This window comes from Cronobacter dublinensis subsp. dublinensis LMG 23823 (genome assembly GCF_001277235.1).
In the GTDB taxonomy this organism is placed as follows: Bacteria; Pseudomonadota; Gammaproteobacteria; order Enterobacterales; family Enterobacteriaceae; genus Cronobacter; species Cronobacter dublinensis.
On record NZ_CP012266.1, the window covers coordinates 4328677 to 4352112 of the forward strand.

The 23436-nt window shown below is 55.8% G+C and carries 23 protein-coding genes; 8 read left to right on the forward strand and 15 right to left on the reverse strand.

The window, feature by feature from the left end; all coding sequences use genetic code 11:
- Window position 1: 1 nt before the first annotated feature.
- The 4 genes from AFK67_RS20070 to cpxP all read right to left on the reverse strand — a co-directional run bounded on the left by AFK67_RS20070 (window position 2) and on the right by cpxP (window position 3900).
- Window positions 2-991 (reverse strand): sulfate ABC transporter substrate-binding protein, encoded by a 990-nt coding sequence (locus AFK67_RS20070; protein ID WP_032967742.1) that lies wholly within the window; start codon window positions 989-991, stop codon window positions 2-4.
- A gap of 169 nt (window positions 992-1160) precedes the next feature.
- Complete coding sequence (pfkA, locus tag AFK67_RS20075; RefSeq protein WP_007753848.1) at window positions 1161-2123, reverse strand: 6-phosphofructokinase; 963 nt, start codon at window positions 2121-2123, stop codon at window positions 1161-1163.
- 189 nt (window positions 2124-2312) lie between these two features.
- Window positions 2313-3215 carry a CDF family cation-efflux transporter FieF gene (fieF, locus tag AFK67_RS20080; RefSeq protein ID WP_007735340.1) on the reverse strand — a complete coding sequence of 301 codons (903 nt, stop codon included), beginning with the start codon at window positions 3213-3215 and terminating at the stop codon, window positions 2313-2315.
- A gap of 178 nt (window positions 3216-3393) precedes the next feature.
- Window positions 3394-3900 (reverse strand): cell-envelope stress modulator CpxP, encoded by a 507-nt coding sequence (cpxP, locus tag AFK67_RS20085; protein WP_007735343.1) that lies wholly within the window; start codon window positions 3898-3900, stop codon window positions 3394-3396.
- 148 nt (window positions 3901-4048) lie between these two features.
- Here cpxP and cpxR point away from each other — a divergent pair, with 148 nt between their 5' ends.
- The 3 genes from cpxR to trmL all read left to right on the forward strand — a co-directional run bounded on the left by cpxR (window position 4049) and on the right by trmL (window position 6706).
- Window positions 4049-4747 carry an envelope stress response regulator transcription factor CpxR gene (gene cpxR / locus AFK67_RS20090; RefSeq protein WP_007680774.1) on the forward strand — a complete coding sequence of 233 codons (699 nt, stop codon included), beginning with the start codon at window positions 4049-4051 and terminating at the stop codon, window positions 4745-4747.
- Entirely contained in the window at window positions 4744-6117 is a 1374-nt protein-coding gene (gene cpxA, locus AFK67_RS20095) for an envelope stress sensor histidine kinase CpxA (protein ID WP_007735348.1), read from the forward strand. The genes cpxR and cpxA overlap by 4 nt, the downstream gene beginning before the upstream one ends.
- A gap of 115 nt (window positions 6118-6232) precedes the next feature.
- The gene (gene trmL / locus AFK67_RS20100) at window positions 6233-6706 is read left to right on the forward strand and encodes a tRNA (uridine(34)/cytosine(34)/5-carboxymethylaminomethyluridine(34)-2'-O)-methyltransferase TrmL (protein WP_032967744.1); all 474 of its coding nucleotides are present in this window, start codon (window positions 6233-6235) and stop codon (window positions 6704-6706) included.
- Between the two features lie 65 nt (window positions 6707-6771).
- Here trmL and cysE read toward each other — a convergent pair whose 3' ends face one another.
- The 5 genes from cysE to AFK67_RS20125 form a co-directional block, all read right to left on the reverse strand.
- On the reverse strand, window positions 6772-7593 hold the full coding sequence (gene cysE, locus AFK67_RS20105) for a serine O-acetyltransferase (protein ID WP_038874424.1): 822 nt from the start codon (window positions 7591-7593) through the stop codon (window positions 6772-6774).
- A gap of 76 nt (window positions 7594-7669) precedes the next feature.
- Window positions 7670-8689: an NAD(P)H-dependent glycerol-3-phosphate dehydrogenase gene (gpsA, locus tag AFK67_RS20110; protein WP_007735353.1), complete on the reverse strand. Its 1020-nt coding sequence runs from the start codon at window positions 8687-8689 to the stop codon at window positions 7670-7672.
- Window positions 8689-9156 (reverse strand): protein-export chaperone SecB, encoded by a 468-nt coding sequence (gene secB / locus AFK67_RS20115; RefSeq protein ID WP_007735355.1) that lies wholly within the window; start codon window positions 9154-9156, stop codon window positions 8689-8691. Before secB ends, gpsA begins: the two co-directional genes overlap by 1 nt.
- A gap of 54 nt (window positions 9157-9210) precedes the next feature.
- On the reverse strand, window positions 9211-9462 hold the full coding sequence (gene grxC, locus AFK67_RS20120) for a glutaredoxin 3 (protein ID WP_004388492.1): 252 nt from the start codon (window positions 9460-9462) through the stop codon (window positions 9211-9213).
- A gap of 20 nt (window positions 9463-9482) precedes the next feature.
- Window positions 9483-9914 carry a rhodanese-like domain-containing protein gene (locus tag AFK67_RS20125; protein WP_007735357.1) on the reverse strand — a complete coding sequence of 144 codons (432 nt, stop codon included), beginning with the start codon at window positions 9912-9914 and terminating at the stop codon, window positions 9483-9485.
- A gap of 241 nt (window positions 9915-10155) precedes the next feature.
- Here AFK67_RS20125 and gpmM point away from each other — a divergent pair, with 241 nt between their 5' ends.
- Genes gpmM through AFK67_RS20140 form a run of 3 tightly spaced genes read left to right on the forward strand, consistent with a single transcriptional unit; the run spans window position 10156 to window position 13938 of the window.
- Window positions 10156-11703: a 2,3-bisphosphoglycerate-independent phosphoglycerate mutase gene (gene gpmM / locus AFK67_RS20130; RefSeq protein WP_007735360.1), complete on the forward strand. Its 1548-nt coding sequence runs from the start codon at window positions 10156-10158 to the stop codon at window positions 11701-11703.
- 33 nt (window positions 11704-11736) lie between these two features.
- Entirely contained in the window at window positions 11737-12996 is a 1260-nt protein-coding gene (gene envC, locus AFK67_RS20135) for a murein hydrolase activator EnvC (protein WP_231692170.1), read from the forward strand.
- Window positions 12997-12999: 3 nt separating this feature from the next.
- Window positions 13000-13938 carry a divergent polysaccharide deacetylase family protein gene (locus AFK67_RS20140; RefSeq protein ID WP_007735363.1) on the forward strand — a complete coding sequence of 313 codons (939 nt, stop codon included), beginning with the start codon at window positions 13000-13002 and terminating at the stop codon, window positions 13936-13938.
- 54 nt (window positions 13939-13992) lie between these two features.
- Here the strand turns inward: AFK67_RS20140 and AFK67_RS20145 are convergent, their stop codons facing one another.
- The 6 genes from AFK67_RS20145 to kbl form a co-directional block, all read right to left on the reverse strand.
- Window positions 13993-14907: a capsular polysaccharide synthesis protein gene (locus tag AFK67_RS20145; protein WP_038884714.1), complete on the reverse strand. Its 915-nt coding sequence runs from the start codon at window positions 14905-14907 to the stop codon at window positions 13993-13995.
- Window positions 14908-14927: 20 nt separating this feature from the next.
- A complete protein-coding gene (locus AFK67_RS20150; protein ID WP_038884715.1) occupies window positions 14928-15776 on the reverse strand; it encodes a glycosyltransferase in 849 nt (282 codons plus the stop codon).
- Window positions 15777-15847: 71 nt separating this feature from the next.
- The gene (locus AFK67_RS20155; protein WP_038884716.1) at window positions 15848-17107 is read right to left on the reverse strand and encodes an O-antigen ligase family protein; all 1260 of its coding nucleotides are present in this window, start codon (window positions 17105-17107) and stop codon (window positions 15848-15850) included.
- Window positions 17108-17178: 71 nt separating this feature from the next.
- Window positions 17179-18759, reverse strand: a complete 1581-nt coding sequence (locus AFK67_RS20160; RefSeq protein WP_007712138.1) for a phosphoethanolamine transferase — start codon at window positions 18757-18759, stop codon at window positions 17179-17181.
- A gap of 223 nt (window positions 18760-18982) precedes the next feature.
- Complete coding sequence (gene tdh / locus AFK67_RS20165; protein WP_007712141.1) at window positions 18983-20008, reverse strand: L-threonine 3-dehydrogenase; 1026 nt, start codon at window positions 20006-20008, stop codon at window positions 18983-18985.
- Window positions 20009-20017: 9 nt separating this feature from the next.
- Entirely contained in the window at window positions 20018-21214 is a 1197-nt protein-coding gene (kbl, locus tag AFK67_RS20170) for a glycine C-acetyltransferase (protein ID WP_038874431.1), read from the reverse strand.
- A gap of 228 nt (window positions 21215-21442) precedes the next feature.
- Here kbl and rfaD point away from each other — a divergent pair, with 228 nt between their 5' ends.
- A complete protein-coding gene (gene rfaD, locus AFK67_RS20175; RefSeq protein ID WP_007712147.1) occupies window positions 21443-22375 on the forward strand; it encodes an ADP-glyceromanno-heptose 6-epimerase in 933 nt (310 codons plus the stop codon).
- 12 nt (window positions 22376-22387) lie between these two features.
- Window positions 22388-23434, forward strand: a complete 1047-nt coding sequence (rfaF, locus tag AFK67_RS20180; RefSeq protein WP_038884717.1) for an ADP-heptose--LPS heptosyltransferase RfaF — start codon at window positions 22388-22390, stop codon at window positions 23432-23434.
- Window positions 23435-23436 lie beyond the last annotated feature (2 nt).

Genomic DNA, 23436 nt, shown 5'->3' on the forward strand with positions numbered 1-23436 from the left:
TTTAACGCTTGCTGATTTGATCGAACGTGCCGCCGTTGGCAAAGTGCGTCTGCTGCGCTTTGGTCCAGCCGCCGAACACGTCATCAATGGTGAACAGCTTGAGTTTCGGGAAGGTGTTTTCATATTTGGCCGCGATCTGCGCATCGCGCGGGCGGTAGAAGTTTTTCGCGGCGATCTCCTGGCCTTCCGGCGAGTAGAGGTATTTCAGGTAGGCTTCCGCCACCGCCTGCGTGCCTTTCTCCTGCGCGACTTTATCGACGACCGAGACGGTCGGCTCCGCGAGAATAGACTCGCTCGGGGTCACGATTTCAAATTTGTCTTTGCCAAGCTCGTTAGCCGCCAGCAGCGCCTCGTTTTCCCAGGCGATCAGCACGTCGCCAATGCCGCGCTCAACGAAAGTGTTGGTCGCGCCGCGCGCGCCGGAATCGAGCACTTCAACGTTTTTATACAGCGCCTTGACGAACTCCTGGGCTTTCGCCTGATCGCCGTTGTTGTGATGCAGCGCGTAACCCCAGGCGGCCAGATAGTTCCAGCGCGCGCCGCCGGAGCTCTTCGGATTCGGCGTGATGACCGACACGCCCGGCTTCACGAGATCGTTCCAGTCTTTAATCTGTTTCGGGTTGCCCTTACGCACCAGGAAGACGATGGTGGAAGTGTAAGGCGCGGAGTTGTCCGGCAGGCGTTTGATCCAGTTTTTATCGATGCGTCCGCGCTCGGCGATAGCATCGACGTCATACGCCAGCGCCAGCGTTACCACATCCGCTTTAATGCCGTTGATGACCGACGTCGCCTGTTTGCCAGAGCCGCCGTGCGACTGGCGAACCACGACGTTGTCGCCGGTCTCTTTTTTCCAGTGCGCGCTGAACGCCTTGTTGTACTGTTCATAAAATTCACGCGTCGGATCGTATGAGACGTTTAACAGCTGCACGTCTTTCGCCAGTACGCTTGCCGAAGCCAACAGTAATGTAATGCCCACGCCCCACTTGTTCATCGCACGCTCTCTTTAATGATTCAGATTTGAATTTGATAAAAGCAGCGTGCCAGAAAGCGCGGCAGGGGATAAAGAATAAAAAAAAATTGGCTATAACGGATGGGAATAACACCAGAAAAAGAAACGCCCGGCCGCATGAGCTGACCGGGCGCGGCGCGAGACGCGAGGCTTAGTAGAGCTTTTTAGCGCAGTCCAGCCAGTCGCCTTTGAACGGACGCTTCATGTTTTCGATAGCGTCGATGATGTCGTGATGCACCATTTTTTCGTTCTGGATACCGACGCAGCGGCCGCCGTAGCCCTGCAGCAGCAGTTCGATGGCGTAAGCGCCCATGCGGGAGGCGAGAATACGGTCATAAGGCACCGGCGAGCCGCCGCGCTGGATGTGGCCGAGCACGGTGGCGCGGGTTTCGCGTTTGGTCTCGGTTTCGATGTATTTCGCCAGCTCGTCGATATCGCAGATGTGCTCGGTAATGGCGACGATCGCGTGTTTTTTGCCTTTCGCGATGCCCGCTTTGATTTCCGCGACCAGATCTTCGCGGTTAAATTCCACTTCCGGCAACACGATAAATTCGCAGCCGCCCGCGATGGCCGCCGCCAGGGTCAGGTCGCCGCAGTAACGGCCCATGACTTCGACGATGGAAATACGCTGGTGAGAAGAAGAGGTGTCGCGCAGACGGTCGATCGCCTCAACGACGGTGTGCAGCGCGGTGAAGTAACCGATGGTGTAGTCGGTGCCCGCCACGTCGTTATCGATGGTGCCCGGCAGACCGATGCACGGGAAGCCCATTTCGGTCAGACGTTTGGCGCCCATGTAAGAACCGTCGCCGCCAATGACCACCAGCGCGTCGATGCCGCGTTTTTTCATGTTCTCAATAGCCACGGCGCGAATGTGTTCTTCGCGGAACTCCGGGAAGCGCGCGGAACCGAGGAAAGTGCCGCCGCGGTTGATCATGTCGGAAACGCTGTAACGGTCGAGCTGGATCATGCGGTCTTCATACAGGCCCAGATAGCCGTCGTAAATACCGCAGACTTCCAGACCTTCCGTCAACGCCGCGCGGACCACGCCACGGATGGCGGCGTTCATGCCAGGCGCATCACCGCCACTCGTCAACACACCGATTTTCTTAATCATGACTACCTCTGAACGTAGAATGCAAAAGGAATACTTTCGCCGGAAACCGCCTGCGCGAGTGCGACAGGTGATCGACTATTGCTGCAAATAGTATATCAACAGCTTCCTGCTGAATTGATTCAGGTCAGCCCGCGTGGGGGTGAGATGTACAAAAAATGCCTGCCCGAATCACGCCTTTACAACGAATGCTTAATGCTCGAATTGCCCTTGCTGAAAACGCGGCACGACCGAGCATGGGTCCTGATGAATAATGACGTCCGACCCCGGGAACCGGAACAGGATCGCCTGCTCCACCTGTTCGGCGATAAGATGCGCCTGAACCAGCGGCAAGTTGTCTTCCATTTCGAGATGAAGCTGGATAAAGCGGGTCGGCCCTGACTGCCGCGTGCGTAGATCGTGCGCGCCCCGAACGCCCGGCCAGGCGGAGATTATCTCGACTATCGCCTGACGTTCTTCATCGGGCAGGGCCCGGTCAAGCAACGCCTGTACCGCTTCATAGCCCATCCGTAACGCACTGTATAAAATCCAGACGCCAATCCCGAGCGCGAACAGCGCGTCGGCGCGGTGCAGGCCATACCACGAGAGGGCCAGCGCCACCAGAATAGCGGTGTTCATCATAACATCAGACTGATAATGAAGCATATCCGCCCGCACCGCCTGGCTGCGGGTTTTGCGCACCACCCAGCGCTGGAACGTGACCAGCATCAAGGTGGTCACCAGCGCCGCCATCGTCACAATAACCCCGACCAGCGGCGCGCGCATCGGCTCCGGCGCCACCAGATGTTGAATGCCGGTGAGGAAAAGAAACAGCGCTGAGCCGGAAATAAACATGCTTTGCGCAAGCGCCGCCAGCGATTCCGCTTTGCCGTGCCCGAAAGCATGTTCTTTATCGGCAGGCTGCAGCGAATACCGTACCACCAATAAATTGGTGAGCGACGCGGCGATGTCGACCAGCGAGTCGACCAGGGCCGCGAGAATGCTGACCGACCCGGTATACCACCAGGCGAAAATTTTAATGATCAGCAGTAGCGACGCCACCAGCGTTGCGGCGAGGGCCGCCCGGCTTACCAGGCGAGCATAGTCATGATTCATAACGACTCCTGCAAAGAGATGTTGCCAGTATAACCAACCGTCCGCAGGATTTTGATGAAATTCGTATGGCGCGCGGCGGCACTGAACATCAGCGCACACCGAAAAAAGGGCAAAAAAAACCCCCTCATCATGAGGGGGGAAGACAGGGATGGTGTCTATGGCAAGGAAAACAGGGTTGTTACTGGTTACTACGAGTACTGCTACTGAAGAGCGGCAGCGCAGACTGGCGCTGCATTTGCGCAACCTCACGGAACTGCTCCATGCGTTGCTGGTGTTTCTCGTTCAAAACCGCTTGCTGCTCGGGCGTTAACAGGTGATACATCTGGTTTCTCACCTTCGCCATTTCAACCTGGCGGGCCACTTGCTCCTGGGCCATTTTTTCCGCCTGAGCGCGCACTGCGTTTTCATCAAAATTTTCTGCGGTGACCAGCCTGTGCATGGTCTCCATTTCGCTAACATTAACAGGGGGCTGCTCATGCCGCGCCCGCTGCATCAAATCGCGCATTTGCTGGCGCTGATGCTCTGTTAAGTTGATGCCGTCAAACATATGACTCTGCACACTGTTGCGTTGCGTTAGCGTTTCCGCCGGATGCCAGCTTTCGTCCGTCGGGACCTGTGCCGCCTGGCTCGTTAACGCACCGACAGCCAGCGTTGAGGCCATGACGGCGGCGGTAACTTTGCGCATCACTGACTCCTGGAAACTTATGTGCTGCGGTTCAACGAAATCCAGTCTACGATTCGGGCTGCAAACATGCGTCAGGGGGTGTAAAACAACGTAAAGTCATGGATTAGCGCGCCTTGATGACGTAATTTCTGCCTCGGAGGTACTGAAAATGAATAAAATCCTGTTAGTTGATGATGACCGCGAGCTGACGTCCCTGTTAAAGGAATTGCTCGACATGGAAGGGTTTAATGTCCTCGTTGCCCACGATGGCGAACAGGCGCTTGACCTCCTTGATGACAGCATCGATTTGCTTTTGCTCGACGTGATGATGCCAAAGAAGAACGGCATCGATACTTTGAAAGAGCTTCGCCAGACTCACCAGACACCCGTTATTATGCTGACCGCCCGCGGCAGCGAACTGGATCGCGTACTTGGCCTTGAGCTGGGCGCGGATGACTATCTGCCGAAACCGTTTAACGACCGCGAACTGGTAGCCCGTATTCGCGCAATTTTGCGCCGCTCGCACTGGAGCGAACAGCAGCAGAACAGCGACAGCGGTTCGCCAACGCTGGAAGTAGACGCGCTGAGCCTCAACCCAGGCCGCCAGGAAGCGAGTTTCGACGGCCAGACGCTGGAACTCACCGGTACCGAGTTCACCCTGCTCTATCTGCTGGCGCAGCATCTGGGTCAGGTGGTGTCGCGTGAACATTTAAGCCAGGAAGTGCTCGGGAAACGCCTCACGCCGTTCGATCGCGCGATCGATATGCATATCTCTAACCTGCGTCGTAAATTGCCGGAGCGCAAAGACGGCCATCCGTGGTTTAAAACCCTGCGCGGACGCGGCTATCTGATGGTTTCCGCTTCATGATAGGCAGCCTTACCGCCCGCATCTTCGCCATTTTCTGGCTGACGCTGGCGCTGGTGTTAATGCTGGTGCTGATGCTGCCTAAGCTCGACAGCCGTCAAATGACGGAACTGCTGGAGAGCGAGCAGCGTCAGGGCACCATGATTGAACAGCACGTCGAGGCCGAGCTGGCGAGCGATCCGCCCAACGACCTGATGTGGTGGCGTCGGCTGTTTCGCGCTATCGATAAATGGGCTCCACCAGGGCAGCGGCTGGTGCTGGTCACCAGCGAAGGCCGCGTGATTGGCGCTGAACGCAATGAAATGCAGATAATCCGCAACTTTATCGGCCAGTCCGATAACTCCGATCATCCGCAGAAGAAAAAGTATGGCCGCGTGGAGCTGGTCGGGCCGTTTTCGGTGCGCGACGGCGAAGATAACTACCAGCTTTACCTGATCCGTCCGGCGAGCAATTCGCAATCTGATTTCATTAACCTCCTGTTTGACCGCCCGCTGCTACTGCTGATTGTCACTATGCTGGTAAGTTCGCCGCTGCTGCTGTGGCTGGCGTGGAGCCTGGCGCGGCCAGCGCGTAAGCTTAAAAACGCGGCCGATGAAGTGGCCCAGGGCAACCTGCGCCAGCACCCGGAACTGGAAGCCGGGCCACAGGAATTCATCGCCGCAGGGGCCAGCTTTAACCAGATGGTGACGGCGCTGGAGCGCATGATGACGACCCAACAGCGGCTGCTTTCCGATATCTCTCACGAACTGCGCACCCCGCTGACGCGTCTGCAGCTTGGCACCGCGCTGCTGCGCCGGCGCAGCGGAGAGAGCAAAGAGCTGGAGCGCATTGAAACCGAAGCCCACCGCCTCGACAGCATGATCAACGATCTGCTGGTGATGTCGCGCAATCAGCAGAAAAACGCGCTGGTGAGCGAGACCATGAAAGCGAATCAGCTGTGGGGCGAGGTGCTCGATAACGCCGCGTTTGAAGCGGAACAGATGGGTAAATCGTTTGAAGTGGCGTATCCGCCAGGCCCGTGGCTGCTCTACGGCAACCCGAACGCGCTGGAAAGCGCGCTGGAGAATATCGTGCGTAACGCGCTTCGCTACTCTCACAGCAAGATTTCCGTCAGCTTCGCGGTGGATAAAGAAGGGATCACGATTAACGTCGATGATGACGGGCCGGGCGTCAGCCAGACCGACCGTGAGCAGATTTTCCGCCCGTTCTATCGCACCGACGAGGCGCGCGACCGCGAATCCGGCGGTACCGGGCTTGGGCTCGCTATTGTGGAAACCGCAGTACAGCAGCATCGCGGCTGGGTGAAAGCGGACGACAGCCCGCTTGGCGGCCTGCGCCTGACGCTCTGGCTGCCACTCTATCACCGTTCCTGACCAATGCCCTCCCCTGCGCGGGAGGGCGTTGTTTATCTGAAGCGCTCCCCTGCCCTGCGGTTTTTACACGCGGGCAATTCTGCTATTCTGCGCGCCTCTGCAAGAGGGGAGCCGTATGCTGAATATCGTCCTGTTTGAACCTGAAATCCCGCCCAATACCGGTAATATTATTCGCCTGTGCGCCAACACCGGCTTTCGCCTGCATATTATCGAGCCGATGGGCTTTACCTGGGATGATAAACGCCTGCGCCGCGCGGGGCTGGATTACCACGAATTCACCGCCGTGATGCGCCATCGCGACTATGCGGCGTTTCAGGAGGCGGAAAAGCCGCAGCGCCTGTTCGCACTGACGACCAAAGGCACGCCGGCGCACAGCGCGGTCAGCTATCAGGACGGCGATTATCTGATGTTCGGCCCTGAAACCCGCGGTCTGCCCGCCTCGATTCTGGACGCGCTGCCGCCGGAGCTGAAAATCCGTATCCCGATGATGCCGGACAGCCGCAGCATGAATCTCTCTAACGCGGTTTCCGTGGTGGTGTATGAGGCGTGGCGACAGCTTGGCTATCCTGGCGCGGTATTGCGCCGCTAAGCGACAACCGACAGAGACAACAAAGCCGCGCATTGCGCGGCTTTTTTATGCATAAAGCAGGCGGTTTAAATCCCGTCGCCGTACTCGAACCCGTGGTTGATGCCGTTGAAGTGCTGATCCATATCCATCGACGGCTTATCGCTTTCCGGCTTACCGACGATACGCGCGGGCACGCCCGCCGCCGTCGTATGCGGCGGCACCGGCTGCAACACCACGGAGCCCGCGCCGATTTTCGCGCCGCGACCCACTTCGATATTGCCCAGAATTTTGGCGCCAGCGCCAATCATGACGCCTTCACGGATTTTCGGATGGCGATCGCCGCTGGTTTTACCGGTACCGCCGAGCGTTACCGATTGCAGGATAGAGACGTCATCTTCCACCACGGCCGTTTCGCCGATCACAATACCGGTGGCGTGATCGAGCATTATCCCGCGGCCGATAGTCGCCGCCGGATGGATATCAACCTGGAAAGAGACCGACACCTGGTTTTGCAGGAAAATCGCCAGCGCCTGACGCCCCTGTTTCCACAGCCAGTGGCCGATGCGGTAGGCCTGGAGCGCATGGAAACCTTTGAGATACAGCAGCGGCGTGGAGTATTTATCTACCGCCGGGTCACGGGTACGCACGGCCTGGATATCGCAGGCGGCGGAGGCGATCATCTCCGGGTCCGCTTTATACGCCTCTTCCACCACTTCACGAATAGCGATGGCAGGCATGATAGGCGACGCCAGTTTGTTGGCCAGCATGTAGCTCAACGCGCTGCCCAGGTTCTCGTGCTTAAGCAATGTCGCATGATAAAAACTGGCCAGCATCGGCTCGCAGTCGGCCAGCTGACGGGCTTCGGCTTTAATGTTCTTCCACACCAGATCCAGTTCTTCACACGGCATTGCTTTCTCCAGACAAACAAATAGCGGCCGACAAACGTATTTGTCGGCACGCATTAATCATTACGGCCGCGCTTCCCTACTGGCTGCTTCGCTCATCCTTGCGGGTACGGCCCAACAGCGTTAATGCTGCCTCGCGAGCATTTTTTCCGCAATAGAGTACCTGATAAATTTCCTCGGTTATTGGCATTTCCACGCCAAAACGCGCCGCCAGTTCGCGTACCTCTTTGGTGTTGCGATAGCCTTCCACTACCTGACCAATCTTCTCCTGCGCGCTCTGCACATCGGCGCCCTGGCCGAGCATCATGCCGAAGCGGCGGTTGCGCGACTGGTTGTCGGTACAGGTCAGGACCAGATCGCCAAGACCGGCCATGCCCATAAAGGTGGTCGGGTCCGCCCCGAGCGCTGCGCCGAGGCGGGACATCTCCGCGAGACCGCGCGTAATCAGCGCCGTGCGGGCGTTCGCGCCAAAGCCGATGCCGTCAGACATTCCCGCGCCGATAGCGATGACGTTTTTCACCGCGCCGCCGAGCTGCACGCCGATGAAATCCGGATTGCTGTAAACGCGAAAGCTCTTGCCGCAGTGCAGCAGCTGCTGGAGATCGTTTGCAAACGCGTCGTCCGTCGCCGCCAGCGAAATCGCCGTCGGTAGCCCTGCCGCCAGCTCTTTGGCAAACGTCGGGCCGGAGATCACCGCCAGCGGTATCGTGTCGCCTAACGCTTCACGCGCCACATCCTGGAGTAACCGACCGGTTTCCGCCTCAAGCCCTTTCGTCGCCCATACCACGCGTGCATCCGGGCGCATCAGCGGTTTGATCTGACGCAGCACCTGACCAAACACATGGCTTGGCACTACCACCAGAATATTGCGGCTGGCGGCAAGCGCGGTGGCTAAGTCGCTTTCAAGATGAAGGGTGTCAGGGAAAGGCACATCGGGAAGGAACGCCACGTTGCAGCGGTCAGCCTGCAGCGTCGCGATATGCGCGGGATCATGACCCCACAGCACGACGTGATGGCCGTTTCTTGCCAGTGTGATGGCAAGAGCGGTGCCGTATGAACCGGCACCGATAACTGTCATTGACGCATTAATGGTGTTCATCAGGCATCCTGATGGTCTTGCGCACCTTCAGCAGCCTGCTGCTGCAGATAGTTCATGAACAGCGCGTCGAAGTTAACCGGCGCAAGGTTCAGCTGCGGGAAAGTGCCGCGGGAAACGAGGTTGGTGATGCATTCACGGGCATACGGGAACAGGCTGTTCGGGCAGTAAGCGCCGAGGCAGTGCGCCATCTGGGTGCCTTCAATGCCAGAAATGTTGAAAATGCCTGCCTGCTGCACTTCGCAAAGGAAAGCGGTCTCTTCGCCCAGCGACGCGGTGACCGTCACGCGCAATACGACTTCGTAAACATCGTCAGCGAGCTGGCTGGAAGCGGTATCCAGATCCAGTTTCACATCCGGCTGCCAGTCTTTCTGAAATACGTGCGGCGCATTCGGTGCTTCGAAAGAGATATCTTTGGTGTAAATGCGCAGAAGCTGAAAGTTCATTTCAGTGTTGTTTTGTTCTGACATGAGCGAAAACCCTTGTATGTAATGTCCTTAAAAATGCCGTCACGGCTAAGCGCACTAGCGCAGCAGAGGATCGAGTCCGCCGCGCGCATCCAGTGCATGCAGGTCGTCGCAACCGCCAATGTGCTGCCCATCAATAAAGATCTGCGGCACAGTGGTGCGGCCACTACGCTGAATCATCTCTTCCCTTTTGGCGGTATCGCCGTCAATGGGCAGTTCGAGGAAAGCGGCGCCTTTGCTGTTCAGCAGGGCCTTCGCACGATGGCAATACGGGCAGGTTGCTTTGGTGTACATTTCGATATTAGCCATGTCGTTACCTCTTATGAAAATTATTTACCACGTACCAGCGGCAGGTTCTCGCCACTCCAGCCGGCGACGCCTTCTTTGAGCACGTAAACCTGCTCAAAACCGGCTTTGTTCAGCAGCGCTGCTGATTCCTGCGCGGACAGACCGTTGCCGTCAACCACGATAACCGGCTTCGCTTTATGCTTCTCCAGTTCGCCGACGTTGCTGGCTTTGATATCAGCAGGCAGCACGTTGATGGCGCTGGCGATATGCCCTTTGCGGAAGTCGTCACGCTGGCGAATATCCACGACCACGGCATCTTCTTTGTTGATAAGACGCGTTGCTTCACCGCGAGTAATCACCTTCACTTTAGAGGTGAGGCCTTTGAAAGTGGTGTAAATCACCGCCGCGAGTAACGCAATCCACGCGATACTAAGTATGGGGTGGCGGCCAACGAATTGCATAATTTCTTGCATGGGGGGGTCAAACTCCCGACTCAGTAAAAAACCAGGTGAGGAGTATACCTGCGCGCTGTGTCAATTACAGCCAGTACAAGGAAGGTTGTGCATTTTCTGCGGCGCGTTACGAAAAAAAGGATGAAATGCGCCGTTGCGCTTGCACGCCCCGGCCTGTTCTTTGATCTTCTGCGGCTATTTGCCCTTATGCGGTGTAGTAAAATTACGCCAATTTTTTGTCTTTGACGCATGAGGTTCTGCAATGTCGCTTACTAAAAAACCTGTCGTATTAGTGATTCTGGATGGCTACGGTTACCGTGAAGATCGCCAGGACAACGCTATTTTCGCTGCTAAAACGCCGGTCATGGATAACCTGTGGGCAAGCCGTCCGCATACGTTAATTGATGCATCCGGCCTGGAAGTGGGCCTGCCCGACCGCCAGATGGGCAACTCGGAAGTGGGTCACGTCAATCTGGGCGCAGGTCGTATTGTGTACCAGGACCTCACGCGTCTGGATGTCGAAATTAAAGAACGCACTTTCTTTGCCAACCCGGTGCTGACCGCGGCCGTTGATAAGGCCGTCGCCGCCGGGAAAGCCGTCCATATTATGGGCCTCGCGTCACCGGGCGGCGTCCACAGCCATGAAGATCATATTCTGGCGATGATTGAGCTGGCGGCCGCCCGCGGCGCCGAGAAAATCTATCTGCACGCCTTCCTGGACGGTCGCGATACGCCGCCGCGCAGCGCGAAAGCGACACTGGAAAAATTCGCCGCCAAATTCGCGAAGCTGGGCAAAGGCCGCGTCGCGTCGATTATTGGCCGCTATTTTGCGATGGACCGCGATAACCGCTGGGAGCGCGTGGAGCAGGCATACGATCTGCTGACCCTGGCGCAGGGCGAATATAAAGCGTCAACGGCCGTCGCTGGCCTTGAAGCCGCCTATGCGCGTGACGAAAACGATGAGTTCGTAAAAGCGACCGTGATTCGCGCCGAAGGCGAAGCGCAGGCGGCGATGGAAGATGGCGATGCGCTGATTTTCATGAACTTCCGCGCCGACCGCGCGCGCCAGATAACGCGCGCCTTCGTAAACCGCGATTTTGACGGCTTTAGCCGCAAAAAAGTCGTTAAGTTCGCCGATTTCGTTATGTTGACCGAGTACGCCGCCGATATCCGCACCGCCTGCGCCTATCCGCCGGCTTCGCTGGCCAATACCTTCGGGGAGTGGATGGCGAAACATGACAAAACCCAGCTGCGCATTTCCGAAACAGAGAAATACGCCCATGTGACGTTCTTCTTTAACGGCGGCGTGGAAGAACCGTTCCCGGGTGAAGACCGCATCCTGATCAATTCGCCGAAAGTCGCGACCTACGATCTGCAGCCGGAAATGAGCTCCGCCGAGCTGACCGAAAAACTGGTGGGCGCCATCAACAGCGGCAAATATGACGCCATTATCTGCAACTACCCGAACGGCGATATGGTCGGTCACACCGGCGTGTTTGACGCCGCCGTCGCCGCAGTGGAAGCGCTCGATAACTGCATCGCACAGGTGACCCGCGCCGTCGAGGCCGCAGGCGGCCAGATGCTCATTACCGCAGACCACGGCAACGCCGAACAGATGCGCGATCCGGCGACAGGCCAGGCGCACACCGCGCACACCAACCTGCCGGTGCCGCTGATTTACGTGGGCGATAAAAAAGTGCGCGCGGTAGACGGCGGCAAGCTCTCCGACATCGCGCCGACCCTGCTTACGCTGATGGGGATGGAAATCCCGCAAGAGATGACTGGCAAGCCGCTGTTCATCGTGGAATAATCCCTCCCCATGAGGGGAAAGGCGATTTTTTCAATGACATGGGGCAACAGGCCGTTTCGGTTCTCAATGAAGCCCCTGCTTTACGCCAGCGCGCTCAGCGCTGGCGTATTGTTATGCCCGCTTTCCGCCCACGCGGATGACCGCGATCAGCTGAAATCCATCCAGGATGATATCGCCGCCAAAGAGCGCGCGGTACGCCAGCAGCAGCAGCAGCGCGCAACGCTTCTCGCCCAGCTAAAAAGCCAGGAGCAGGCGATCGCCGCCGCCAGCCGCAAGCTGCGCGAAACCCAGAATACGCTGGCGGATCTCAACCGTCAGATAGCCCAGATGAATGCCTCCATCGCAAAGCTTGAAAAGCAAAAAGCCGCCCAGGAGCGCAACCTCGCGGCCCAGCTTGATGCGGCGTTCCGTCAGGGGCAGCACAGCGGCCTGCAGCTTATCCTGAGCGGCGAAGAGAGCCAGCGCGGCCAGCGTTTACAGGCTTATTTCGGCTATCTCAACGAAGCGCGTCAGGAAACCATCGCCCAGCTCAAGCAAACTCGCGAAGAAGTCGCCACCCAAAAAGCGGAGCTTGAAGAGAAGCAAACCCAGCAGCAAACGTTGCTCTATGAGCAGCAGGCGCAGCAGGCAAAGCTGGAGCAGGCCCGCAACGAACGTAAAAAAACCCTCGGCTCGCTGGAGTCTTCTATTCAGGAAGGCCAGCAGCAGTTGAGCGAACTGCGCGCCAACGAATCACGCCTGCGCGATCGCATCGCCCGCGCGGAGGCGGCGGCGAAAGCCCGTGCCGAGCGCGAAGCGCGTGAGGCCGAGCAGGTTCGCTCCCGCCAGAAAGAGGCCACGCGCAAAGGCACCACTTATAAGCCTTCCGAGAGTGAGCGTTCACTAATGGCGCGTACCGGCGGTCTTGGCTCGCCGAACGGGCAGGCATTCTGGCCGGTTCGCGGTCCGTTGCTGCATCGCTATGGCGAACAGCTGCAAGGTGAACTACGTTGGAAGGGCATCGTTATCGGGGCCAGCGAAGGCACCGAGGTCAAAGCCATCGCCGACGGGCGCGTGATCCTCGCCGACTGGCTGCAGGGCTACGGTCTGGTGGTCGTAGTTGAACACGGCAAGGGCGACATGAGCCTTTACGGTTACAACCAGAGCGCGCTGGTGAATGTCGGCACGCAGGTTCGCGCCGGTCAGCCTATCGCGCTGGTGGGCAACAGCGGCGGTCAGGGTCGTCCTTCGCTCTATTTTGAAATTCGCCGTCAGGGTCAGGCGGTCAACCCACAACCGTGGTTGGGAAGATAAGTTTTGCTTCAGTTGCGTCGTCTTGTTTTTGCTCTCGCCGGTTCGCTGGCTCTCGCTTTCCCCGCCCTCGCCGGCAAACTCGCTATCGTTATCGATGATTTCGGCTATCGTCCGCAAACCGAAAATCAGGTGCTGGCGATGCCCGCTGAAGTGTCCGTTGCCGTACTGCCCAACGCGCCGCACGCCCGTGAAATGGCGACCAAAGCCCATAACCAGGGACATGACGTACTGATTCATCTGCCAATGGCACCGATCAGTAAGCAGCCCCTGGAAAAAGACACTCTGCGCCCGGACATGAGCGATGATGAAATCGCGCGCATTATTCGCAATGCGGTAGATAACGTTCCCTACGCCACCGGCATGAACAACCACATGGGCAGCGCGATGACCTCAAGCCTTCCGGGCATGCAAAAAGTGATGGCGGCGCTGGCGCACTATAACCTCTATTTTCTCGACAGCATGACCATCGGCAACAGCCAGGCCATGCGCGCCGCTGCAGGAACGGGCGTGAAGGTTATCAAGCGTAAAGTTTTCCTCGACGACACCCAGAACGAGGCGGACATACGCACGCAGTTTAATCGCGCGGTCGCGCTGGCGCGTCGCAACGGCTCGGCTATCGCTATCGGGCATCCCCATCCGTCAACGGTGCGCGTGCTCCAGCAGGCGCTCTATAACCTGCCGCCGGATATCACGCTGGTGCGCGCCAGCAGCCTGCTGAATGAGCCGCAGAGCGATAATTCCACGCCGAATGTTGCGCCGCCGCTCCCGACACCCGCCGCGCCGCGTAATCCGTTCCGCGGCGTGAAGCTGTGCAAACCGAAGAAACAGCCAGAACCGGTCTATGCCACGCGTTTCTTCACGATCATTAGCGAAAGCGTCAGCGAGAGCGCCGTCGTGAGCTATTTCCGCCATCAGTGGCAGGGCTGGGGCAAACAGTCCTGAATAAAAAAACCGCCGAAAGGCGGGTTTTTCAACAGAGATGGCGCTCCGCGCTTATTAAAGCGTAAAGCGCCCATCCAGAATCATGCTGTACAGCGCAGGCTCTCCATTATCCGTCAGCCGATAATTTTCCTTATGGGAGAGTTTATAGATCCCGACAGGATCCTGACGTAATGTTGCCAGCGCCGTTTGCGTCGGCGCGGCATTAATAAACTGGCGGATAAGAAAACGATGGTTTCCCGTCACGGGTTGCCTGTTCATCATCTCGCAAAACGCCGGTACCTTTTCGCGCGCATATAAAAAGCTGTAGTCGATCAGGAAATACTCAATAAGAGAGTCATGCTGCTGCCAGTAATGATAAAGAATATCTCTGACAAATTTCATCAGCGGATTCCCCTTCTGCGCCGCAAGAAAATAGGCTGTCCAGTATCCCTGACTTAACGCGCGTTCCTGTCCGGCGCCAGCAAAACGCAGCGACGAAAAGGCGTTTTCATAAAAGAGTTCAGGCAGGGGCCGGGTCATAAATACCGTGGCGTCCATCCAGATCCCGCCATACTGGTAGAGCAGAGAGCAACGGACAATATCGGAGTATTGCGCTTTACTGATAAGGCCCGCCTGATACTTAGCAATAACAGCGTCAGGCAGCGTCAAATATTGGGGAATATTGTCGTCAGTAAGAACGATAGTTTTTGCATCCGGCGTGTGGTGTTGTACCGACGCAATGCACTGCTTAACCAGTTCAGGCGCGTGATCAAGCCCCTGGAACCAGCATATCCAGATGAGACGGGACTGTGTTTGAGGAACGGGTGCTACTGGCTCAGGCTGGACGTTAAGGCTATCAATGACAGAAAAAATCGTCGCTTTTTTCTTCGCTTCAAGATGTGCCGCCGCGCGCTGGAAAACCGCAAATCCCGTCTTTTTATGCCACCTGCGCGTCTTCTTGATGAGTTTGTTAAGGGTGTTCAGCTTCATCGCCCCACCTGTCAGATGTTTCAGAAAAGTTCTTTTAACGTGCGGCGAAACAGCTTCAGCCTTAATTTTATGTCTTTTTTACGGCCACGCAGAAGAGCATTCATACGGGTTGAGCTGAAGCCTCTGAAAGACATCAACTGAAAGAGGTTATTACTGCGCGTCGTTTCCGACATATGCTCTCGGTATTTAAAATAGAGCTTGCGGTAAGAGGTGTATTTTTTGATTTTTTTTGTAATGCGATCGCTGCTATGTTCGGCATCTACCATCGCGGTACTGAAGCTGTATTTAATGCCCGGTCCGTATTTCAGGATAAGTTTTATCCAGGCATCGCGATCCTGCTGCTGTTTTATTTCCGGTGAAAACCCACCGACGCCCAGCAGTTTCTCTCTGGTGGTCAGTACCTGATTGCCTACCACATTTTCACAAAGGATATCCTGCAACGTGATAATGCGTTTGCTATTGCTGTCAGACCCGGTTCGCTGTTTTTTATCCAGCCGTGCGGGGGAGTCTGTGACGAAGGCATATTGCTCTTCGTAACGGGAAACCAGCTTCGATAAACGCTCCGGCAAAAAGTAGTCGTCATCGTCCAGTCCGGTAACGAAGAAGCCCTGCGAAAGCGCATAGCCCCGGTTACGGCTGAAATTCGAGCCGCTGTTTTGCGCATTGCGTTCATAGATAAAATGAACGAACCGCGCCTCACATTCCGCTCGCATTTTCTCGATGAGCTGTGCGGTTTTTTCGTTTGAACAGTCATCGACAACAATCAGCTCGATAGCAGGATACGTTTGAGCAATAACGGAACGAATCGCCCGCTCCAGGAGGTCTTCTCTGTTAAAGGTCGTAATGATAACGGAGATCAGTTCATTCATAGCAGGCTCGTCTGGTAAAGATCGTAACTCCACCGGGAGAATACTCTTTTCCCAGTGGAGAATCAAAAAGCTTACTTAACAACATCCTGATGCCGATTTTGCTCCAGAAACACGACAGACATAATTAATGTCAGCATCCAGGCGACAGGCGTCGTTTTTGAATAAAACATGACGCCACTGATACCAAACATAATGATAGAAGCCAGAAATGCGCAAAGAATAATACTGTTGAGTTTTCGAAAGGCGTAACAGAACAGGGCAACAACGAAAGCGAAGTAAAGCAGTAAACCAGAAGGGCCTTTTAAGGATAAGGTTTCAACCACTTCATTATGCAGGTGGCCGTTCATATGTTTGAGTGCGCCGCGCAAGCCAGGATCTTCTTTCACCGCCACGATGATTTTTTTGTTTCTGTCATCCGTCGACTGCCAAAAATAATTACTTTTTGATGCAAGAAGTCCTGTTTCCCACATAGCAAAACGCGCACCTACCGAAGTAACGCTGTCATTTCTGTCATACGCTGAAATATCGCGATTAAAATCATCATAACGCTTAGAAATATCTTCCTTCATCATGAACATTCCCACCACCAGAGCGCAAATAAAGGCGATTACACCTTTCCAGGGAATATGTTTCTCTTTGTATAATTTAATGGTTAAGAGAACAAAGAAAATAAGCGGATAAGCGATAATCGCCGCACGTGTACCGGTAGCAACCAGCATCAGGAATGTCAGGAAAAAATGGCCAAGAATAAGTGACTCTTTCCATTTATAAGCGCTGTGCTGGAGAACAAGGATGATATAAAAAGAAATAAACGCAATGGTGTAGGCCGCGCCGGTTGCATCAGTGCCGCCTGCAAGGGAGAGCGTTACGCGGCCACTTTCAAGAAAAATAGCCTGGTAGCCTACATACACGGCCATCATCAACTGTAGCAGAATGGCTAACAACGTATGAATTTTGTTATGACCAATACTCAGCTTACGAAAGTTAACGAATAAATAAGTACAGAATGCGCCAGATACACATATTTTTCCTGCTTCAAGGTAGGCGCGATAAGAGTTAATCGCCGGGCTGTTATTCACTTTGAACAGGCGATACCACACTAAATCGCAGATACCAATCATCAACAGCACTGCGCACAGCCAAAAGGCATCATTTTTTCTGAATTTTTTAATATTCAGAAAAAAGATTATAAAGGCTAATGCACCCGCAAGATTGAAAATTTTCGCGGAAAAGTTGGGCGAAATAATCACACAGCCAAATGCAATTGCACATAATCCGAATAACAATTGCATCAAACTAAAATGGATCTTCTCAAATTTATTCGTTGTCATCATCATTCCATTTACTACTGCAAACAAAAAACCTTAGCACACAATCGAAAAAACCATTAAAGACCACTGTGTTAATGAACATTGCCCCATTCATATACGGTACCTGTGGTATCCATAACGGCGACATCTTTATCGTACTGCGACAGCCAGGACGATAACGAATTCGCTGCGTCCCCCTCACGATGGATACCTAACCATAACTCGGCGAGCGTATTCACATCATCCGTTGACCAGAGCCGGTTGTAATCACCCGTCAGCTTGTCTTTAGCCGCGACGCGTTGAGCATACCAGATGAACATAGGGACCTGTAGGGCCTCGCGAGGCGGTTTCGCTCCGCCGTGGGAGTAAACCACCGCGCGTGCAGGATCGCGTACCAGCGCGTGATCTGAAAAATAGAGCACGGATGAACGACTATCATCCAGCGCATGAAAGACCTGGCCCATCACGCTATCGGTAAAGCGAACGGAATTATCGTAACAGTCGTCGGCTTTATTACCGCTGTTAAGAAGCGTCTGATTTGCAGGAAAACGTCGGCAGGCGGGTTCGTGACTGCCGTAAAGATGCAAAACGATCAGTTTTTTGCCTGGCTTTTTCAGCGCGGCGTTGAGCAACGGCAGCAGCGCGTCATCATAGCCCTCTTCCACCCATGCGCTCTGCTTCGCCTTCAGGGCGATGGCCGTAATAATATTATTATGCGCGCCCCCTTTTCCCTGACGGCTGAACCAGTACGTGTCGTAGCCTGCTTTATTGGCGATATTAATGACATTATCGCCATATTTACGCGGATCGCGGGCTTTGACGGTATCCGCTGTCAGCGCCATCGGCACTGCCATAATGGTGACCGGCGCAGGCGCGACGGCATGACGAAACAGCAATAGCTGGTTTTTCCGGGCGTCCAGCTCCGGCGTGGTATCGCGGTCGTAACCGTAGATACCCATGTTTTTTGCCCGTTCCGATTCGCCAACGATCAGCACATAATTCTCAATGCCGGTGTCTGAAACGGCGATGTTATAATCAGGCGTGTTATTGCCGATACTCGCGACCACCGCATTATCTTCTGCCGCCTGCATAAACACTTTGGCGGTGCTGACAGGCGTCGACTGCATAAACCGCTGCGTCAGGCTTTCCACGTTGCTTTTACGAATTTGATGTAGCCAGGCCTGCGTAAAAAAGCCGAATAGCGTCAGACCAAGCAGAATAGCGGGCCAGCGTCTGAATCGAGGAGGGACAGGCCAGGCACCGCTATTGGCCGTAAAAATAAACAGTGCCGACAGGGCGGTAAATAACAGGCCATCGCGCCAGTACAGCCCAAGCATGGATTTCGCTTCTTCCGGCGTGGTATTCAACACACTTAAGGCAAATCCGTAGCTGAATGCTGAATTGAAGTTTGTCCATGCATACAACTGTAGCGTCACGTCTGCTGCAACCGGCACTAACAAAAGCACAGCCAGAAGATTCCTGAACGCTTTGTTATTAATAGCTTTAATTGCCAACACCAGCAACACGAACACCAGTGTCCGGTTTATTACCGTATTATATTTCTCATTCAACACATTAGCGTAAATGACGATAACCAGCGAAATAATCAACGGCAAAACGCTCGCAATACGAAAGCCGTATTTCGTGGATTTTTGTTCTAACAGAATAGACATGACGACCCGGACCGTATTTTAAATCTTCCCTGACCACACCCTTATCACCGGAAAAAGAAATACGCGGCTCTCTTCAGATTAAAGAGTGCCGAACATGGCGTGATACCGGGCGTATAAAAGAAGGCTTATCAAAATTTGCGCAGACGGTAGCAATTCGCTTTTATAAAGTCAAACCGCTGAGGATGGTAGTGACGCCTGCGTCAACAGGCGCCACGATAAGCTGTTAATCCCAGCTCAGAATGACCTTACCGGACTGGCCAGAACGCATCGCGTCAAAGCCTTTCTGGAAGTCATCAATGGTGAAGCGGTGAGTAATAATAGGCGACAGGTCGAGGCCAGACTGGATCAGCGCGGCCATCTTATACCAGGTCTCAAACATCTCACGGCCATAGATGCCTTTGATGAAAAGCCCTTTAAAGATGACTTTGTTCCAGTCGATGGACATATCGGAAGGCGGAATGCCGAGCATCGCGATACGCCCGCCGTGGTTCATGGTGTCCAGCATGGTACGAAATGCCGGCGGCGCGCCGGACATCTCCAGACCTACGTCAAAGCCTTCGGTCATGCCCAGCTCTTCCATCACGTCGCTCAGGCTCTCTTTAGAGACGTCCACCGCGCGGGTGACGCCCATTTTGCGCGCCAGCGACAGACGATATTCGTTCACATCGGTGATAACCACGTTGCGCGCGCCGACGTGTTTCGCCACCGCCGCCGCCATGATGCCGATCGGACCCGCACCGGAGACCAGCACGTCTTCGCCGACCAGGTCAAACGAGAGCGCGGTATGCACCGCGTTGCCGAACGGGTCAAAAATCGAGGCCAGATCGTCTGAAATGTTATCCGGGATTTTGAAGGCGTTAAACGCCGGGATCACCAGATATTCAGCAAAGCAGCCCGGACGATTCACGCCCACGCCAACGGTGTTGCGGCACAGATGGGTGCGCCCGCCGCGGCAGTTACGGCAATGGCCGCAGGTGATATGACCCTCGCCGCTGACGCGATCGCCGATTTTAAAGCCTTTGACTTCCTGGCCGATGCCGACCACTTCGCCGACATATTCGTGCCCGACCACCATCGGCACCGGGATGGTCTTTTGCGACCAGTCGTCCCAGTTGTAAATATGCACGTCGGTGCCGCAGATCGCGGTTTTGCGAATTTTGATCAGCAGATCGTTATGACCCACTTCCGGCTCCGCCACATCGGTCATCCAGATGCCTTCTGCCGGTTTCAGTTTTGATAATGCTTTCATTCCACGCCCTCAGGCAATTACGCCTAACTGTTTACCGATGCGGGTAAACGCATCGACTGCACGTTCAATCTGTTCAGGGGTATGCGCCGCCGACATCTGGGTGCGAATACGCGCCTGGCCTTTTGGCACCACCGGATAGAAGAAGCCGGTGACGTAAATGCCTTCTTTTTGCAGCTCACGGGCAAAATTCTGCGCCACGGTCGCCTCGCCCAGCATGACCGGGATAATGGCGTGATCGGCGCCCGCCAGCGTAAAGCCCGCCGCGGTCATTTTTTCGCGGAACAGGCGGGCGTTGGACCACAGGCGCGCGCGAAGCTCCGCGCCGGATTCCACCATCTCCAGCACTTTGATCGAGGCGGCAACAATCGCCGGGGCCAGGGAGTTGGAGAAGAGATACGGACGGGAGCGCTGACGCAGCCACTCCACAACCTCTTTGCGCGCCGCGGTATAGCCGCCGGACGCGCCGCCGAGCGCTTTGCCAAGCGTACCGGTGATGATGTCCACACGGCCCATCACGTCACAGTATTCGTGGGAACCCCGACCCTGTTCGCCGACAAAACCCACCGCGTGGGAGTCATCGACCATCACCAGCGCATCGTATTTATCCGCCAGATCGCATACGCCTTTCAGGTTGGCTATCACGCCGTCCATCGAGAACACGCCGTCTGTCGCGATAAGCACATGCCGCGCGCCCGCTTCACGGGCCTCTTTCAGGCGAGCTTCCAGCTCCTGCATATCGTTGTTGGCGTAGCGGAAGCGTTTTGCTTTGCACAGGCGCACGCCGTCGATGATGGAAGCGTGATTCAGCGCATCAGAGATAATCGCGTCTTCCGCGCCGAGCAGCGTCTCAAACAGCCCGCCGTTGGCATCGAAGCAGGAAGAGTAAAGAATGGCGTCTTCCATGCCGAGGAACGCGGCCAGTTTGTTTTCGAGCTGTTTGTGGCTGTCCTGGGTGCCGCAGATAAAGCGCACCGATGCCATGCCGAAGCCGTGTGTGTCCATGCCCTGCTTCGCCGCGGCGATGAGCTCAGGGTGGTTCGCCAGACCGAGATAGTTGTTGGCGCAAAAGTTGATCACGTGGCTGCCGTCTGCCACCTGGATATCCGCCTGCTGGGCGGAGGTGATGATCCGTTCTTCCTTAAACAAGCCTTCGGCGCGCGCGTTATCTAAATCGGCGGAAAGCTGTTGGTAAAAATCCCCTCGCATTGCAATTCTCCAGACATGAGCCAGTTCGGCACATATTATTACCCAAAGCTATGGATGGAGACGAGATGACGAAGCACCGATTCTCTGTTTTGCAGCATAAATCACGCGAGACGGGCAAAGTTGCTGCGGCTGAAACGGGCAATGGCTGTAGGGCAACCAATGTGATGGTATGATTAACACTATTCACGCCGGAGATTTTTCCCGGCTCACATTCTGAAGGACAGGCTTATGATTATCGTTACCGGCGGCGCTGGTTTTATCGGCAGCAACATTGTTAAGGCTCTGAACGACATCGGCTATACCGATATTCTGGTGGTGGATAACCTCAAAGATGGCACCAAGTTTGTTAACCTGGTGGATTTGAACATCGCCGACTACATGGATAAAGAAGACTTCCAGGTGCAGATCATGTCCGGGGAAGAGTTCGGCGACGTCGAAGCGGTGTTCCACGAAGGCGCATGTTCGTCCACTACCGAGTGGGACGGCAAGTACATGATGGATAATAACTATCAGTACTCCAAAGAGCTGCTGCACTACTGCCTGGAGCGCGAAATCCCCTTCCTGTACGCCTCTTCCGCCGCCACCTACGGCGGGCGCACCTCTGATTTCATCGAGTCCCGTGAATATGAAAAGCCGTTGAACGTCTACGGCTACTCTAAATTCCTGTTTGACGAATATGTCCGCCAGATCCTGCCGGAAGCGAACTCGCAGATAACCGGTTTTCGCTACTTCAACGTCTACGGACCGCGTGAAGGCCACAAAGGCAGCATGGCGAGCGTCGCGTTCCACCTCAACACGCAGCTGAACAACGGCGAGAGCCCGAAACTGTTTGAAGGCAGCGATAACTTCAAGCGCGACTTCATCTACGTGGGCGACGTGGCGGCAGTGAACCTGTGGTTCTGGCAGAACGGCGTGTCCGGCATTTATAACTGCGGCACCGGCCGTGCGGAATCGTTCCAGGCGGTGGCGGATGCCGCGCTGGCCTTCCATAAAAAAGGCAGCATCGAGTACATCCCGTTCCCGGAAAAACTCAAAGGCCGCTATCAGGCATTCACGCAGGCGGATCTCACCAACCTGCGCGCGGCGGGTTATGACAAGCCGTTTAAAACCGTTGCCGAAGGCGTGGCGGAGTATATGGCCTGGCTGAACCGCGACGCATAAGCAGGCTTACGCATGAAAATACTGGTGATCGGCCCGTCATGGGTGGGCGACATGATGATGTCGCAAAGTCTCTATCGCACGCTCAAGGCCCGCTACCCGCAGGCGATCATCGACGTGATGGCGCCCGCGTGGTGCCGTCCGCTGCTGTCGCGTATGCCGGAAGTGAACGAGGCGATCCCGATGCCGCTCGGCCACGGCGCGCTGGGGCTCGGCGAGCGCCGCCGTCTGGGCCGCAGCCTGCGCGAGCGCCGCTACGACCGCGCTTATGTGCTGCCGAACTCGTTTAAATCGGCGCTGGTGCCGTTTTTTGCAGGCATCCCGCATCGCACCGGCTGGCGCGGTGAAATGCGCTACGGCCTGCTAAACGATATTCGCGTGCTGGATAAACAGGCCTGGCCGCTGATGGTCGAGCGCTACGTGGCGCTGGCATACGACAACGGCGTAATGCCGTCAGCGAAAGCGTTGCCGCAGCCCTTGCTCTGGCCGCAGTTGCGGGTAACCGACGCGGAAAAAAGCCAGACCTGCGCCCAGTTCGCGCTTTTGGCCGAGCGTCCGATCATCGGTTTTTGTCCTGGCGCCGAGTTCGGCCCGGCGAAACGCTGGCCGCATTACCACTACGCCGAACTGGCGAAACAGCTGATTGATGAAGGCTATCAGGTGGCGCTGTTCGGCTCGGCGAAAGATCATGAAGCCGGTAATGAAATTCTCGCGGCGCTGAGCGTCGAACAGCAGGCGTGGTGCCGTAATCTCGCAGGTGAAACCCAGCTTGAACAGGCCGTGGTGCTGATTGCCGCCTGTAAGGCGGTAGTCACGAATGATTCCGGCCTGATGCATGTGGCCGCCGCGCTCGACCGCCCGCTGGTCGCGCTGTATGGCCCAAGCAGCCCGGATTTCACGCCGCCGCTGTCGCATAAGGCGAAAGTCATTCGTCTTATCACCGGCTACCACAAAGTGCGTAAAGGCGACGCCGCCGAAGGGTATCACCAGAGCCTGATCGACATTACCCCCGCACGCGTCCTTGAGACGCTCAACGAATTGCTGCTGAACGAGGAAGCCTGACG

Coding starts and splice junctions, on each gene's coding strand:
- rfaD (WP_007712147.1), top strand. CDS start 21,443: ATGATTATCGTTACCGGCGGCGCTGGTTTTATCGGCAGCAACATTGTT.
- grxC (WP_004388492.1), bottom strand. CDS start 9,462: ATGGCTAATATCGAAATGTACACCAAAGCAACCTGCCCGTATTGCCAT.
- secB (WP_007735355.1), bottom strand. CDS start 9,156: ATGTCAGAACAAAACAACACTGAAATGAACTTTCAGCTTCTGCGCATT.
- AFK67_RS20155 (WP_038884716.1), bottom strand. CDS start 17,107: ATGACAACGAATAAATTTGAGAAGATCCATTTTAGTTTGATGCAATTG.
- trmL (WP_032967744.1), top strand. CDS start 6,233: ATGCTGAATATCGTCCTGTTTGAACCTGAAATCCCGCCCAATACCGGT.
- tdh (WP_007712141.1), bottom strand. CDS start 20,008: ATGAAAGCATTATCAAAACTGAAACCGGCAGAAGGCATCTGGATGACC.
- cpxR (WP_007680774.1), top strand. CDS start 4,049: ATGAATAAAATCCTGTTAGTTGATGATGACCGCGAGCTGACGTCCCTG.
- gpmM (WP_007735360.1), top strand. CDS start 10,156: ATGTCGCTTACTAAAAAACCTGTCGTATTAGTGATTCTGGATGGCTAC.
- fieF (WP_007735340.1), bottom strand. CDS start 3,215: ATGAATCATGACTATGCTCGCCTGGTAAGCCGGGCGGCCCTCGCCGCA.
- cysE (WP_038874424.1), bottom strand. CDS start 7,593: ATGCCGTGTGAAGAACTGGATCTGGTGTGGAAGAACATTAAAGCCGAA.
- pfkA (WP_007753848.1), bottom strand. CDS start 2,123: ATGATTAAGAAAATCGGTGTGTTGACGAGTGGCGGTGATGCGCCTGGC.
- AFK67_RS20145 (WP_038884714.1), bottom strand. CDS start 14,907: ATGAAGCTGAACACCCTTAACAAACTCATCAAGAAGACGCGCAGGTGG.
- AFK67_RS20070 (WP_032967742.1), bottom strand. CDS start 991: ATGAACAAGTGGGGCGTGGGCATTACATTACTGTTGGCTTCGGCAAGC.
- cpxA (WP_007735348.1), top strand. CDS start 4,744: ATGATAGGCAGCCTTACCGCCCGCATCTTCGCCATTTTCTGGCTGACG.
- cpxP (WP_007735343.1), bottom strand. CDS start 3,900: ATGCGCAAAGTTACCGCCGCCGTCATGGCCTCAACGCTGGCTGTCGGT.
- AFK67_RS20160 (WP_007712138.1), bottom strand. CDS start 18,759: ATGTCTATTCTGTTAGAACAAAAATCCACGAAATACGGCTTTCGTATT.
- AFK67_RS20150 (WP_038884715.1), bottom strand. CDS start 15,776: ATGAATGAACTGATCTCCGTTATCATTACGACCTTTAACAGAGAAGAC.
- rfaF (WP_038884717.1), top strand. CDS start 22,388: ATGAAAATACTGGTGATCGGCCCGTCATGGGTGGGCGACATGATGATG.
- gpsA (WP_007735353.1), bottom strand. CDS start 8,689: ATGAACACCATTAATGCGTCAATGACAGTTATCGGTGCCGGTTCATAC.
- envC (WP_231692170.1), top strand. CDS start 11,737: ATGACATGGGGCAACAGGCCGTTTCGGTTCTCAATGAAGCCCCTGCTT.
- AFK67_RS20125 (WP_007735357.1), bottom strand. CDS start 9,914: ATGCAAGAAATTATGCAATTCGTTGGCCGCCACCCCATACTTAGTATC.
- kbl (WP_038874431.1), bottom strand. CDS start 21,214: ATGCGAGGGGATTTTTACCAACAGCTTTCCGCCGATTTAGATAACGCG.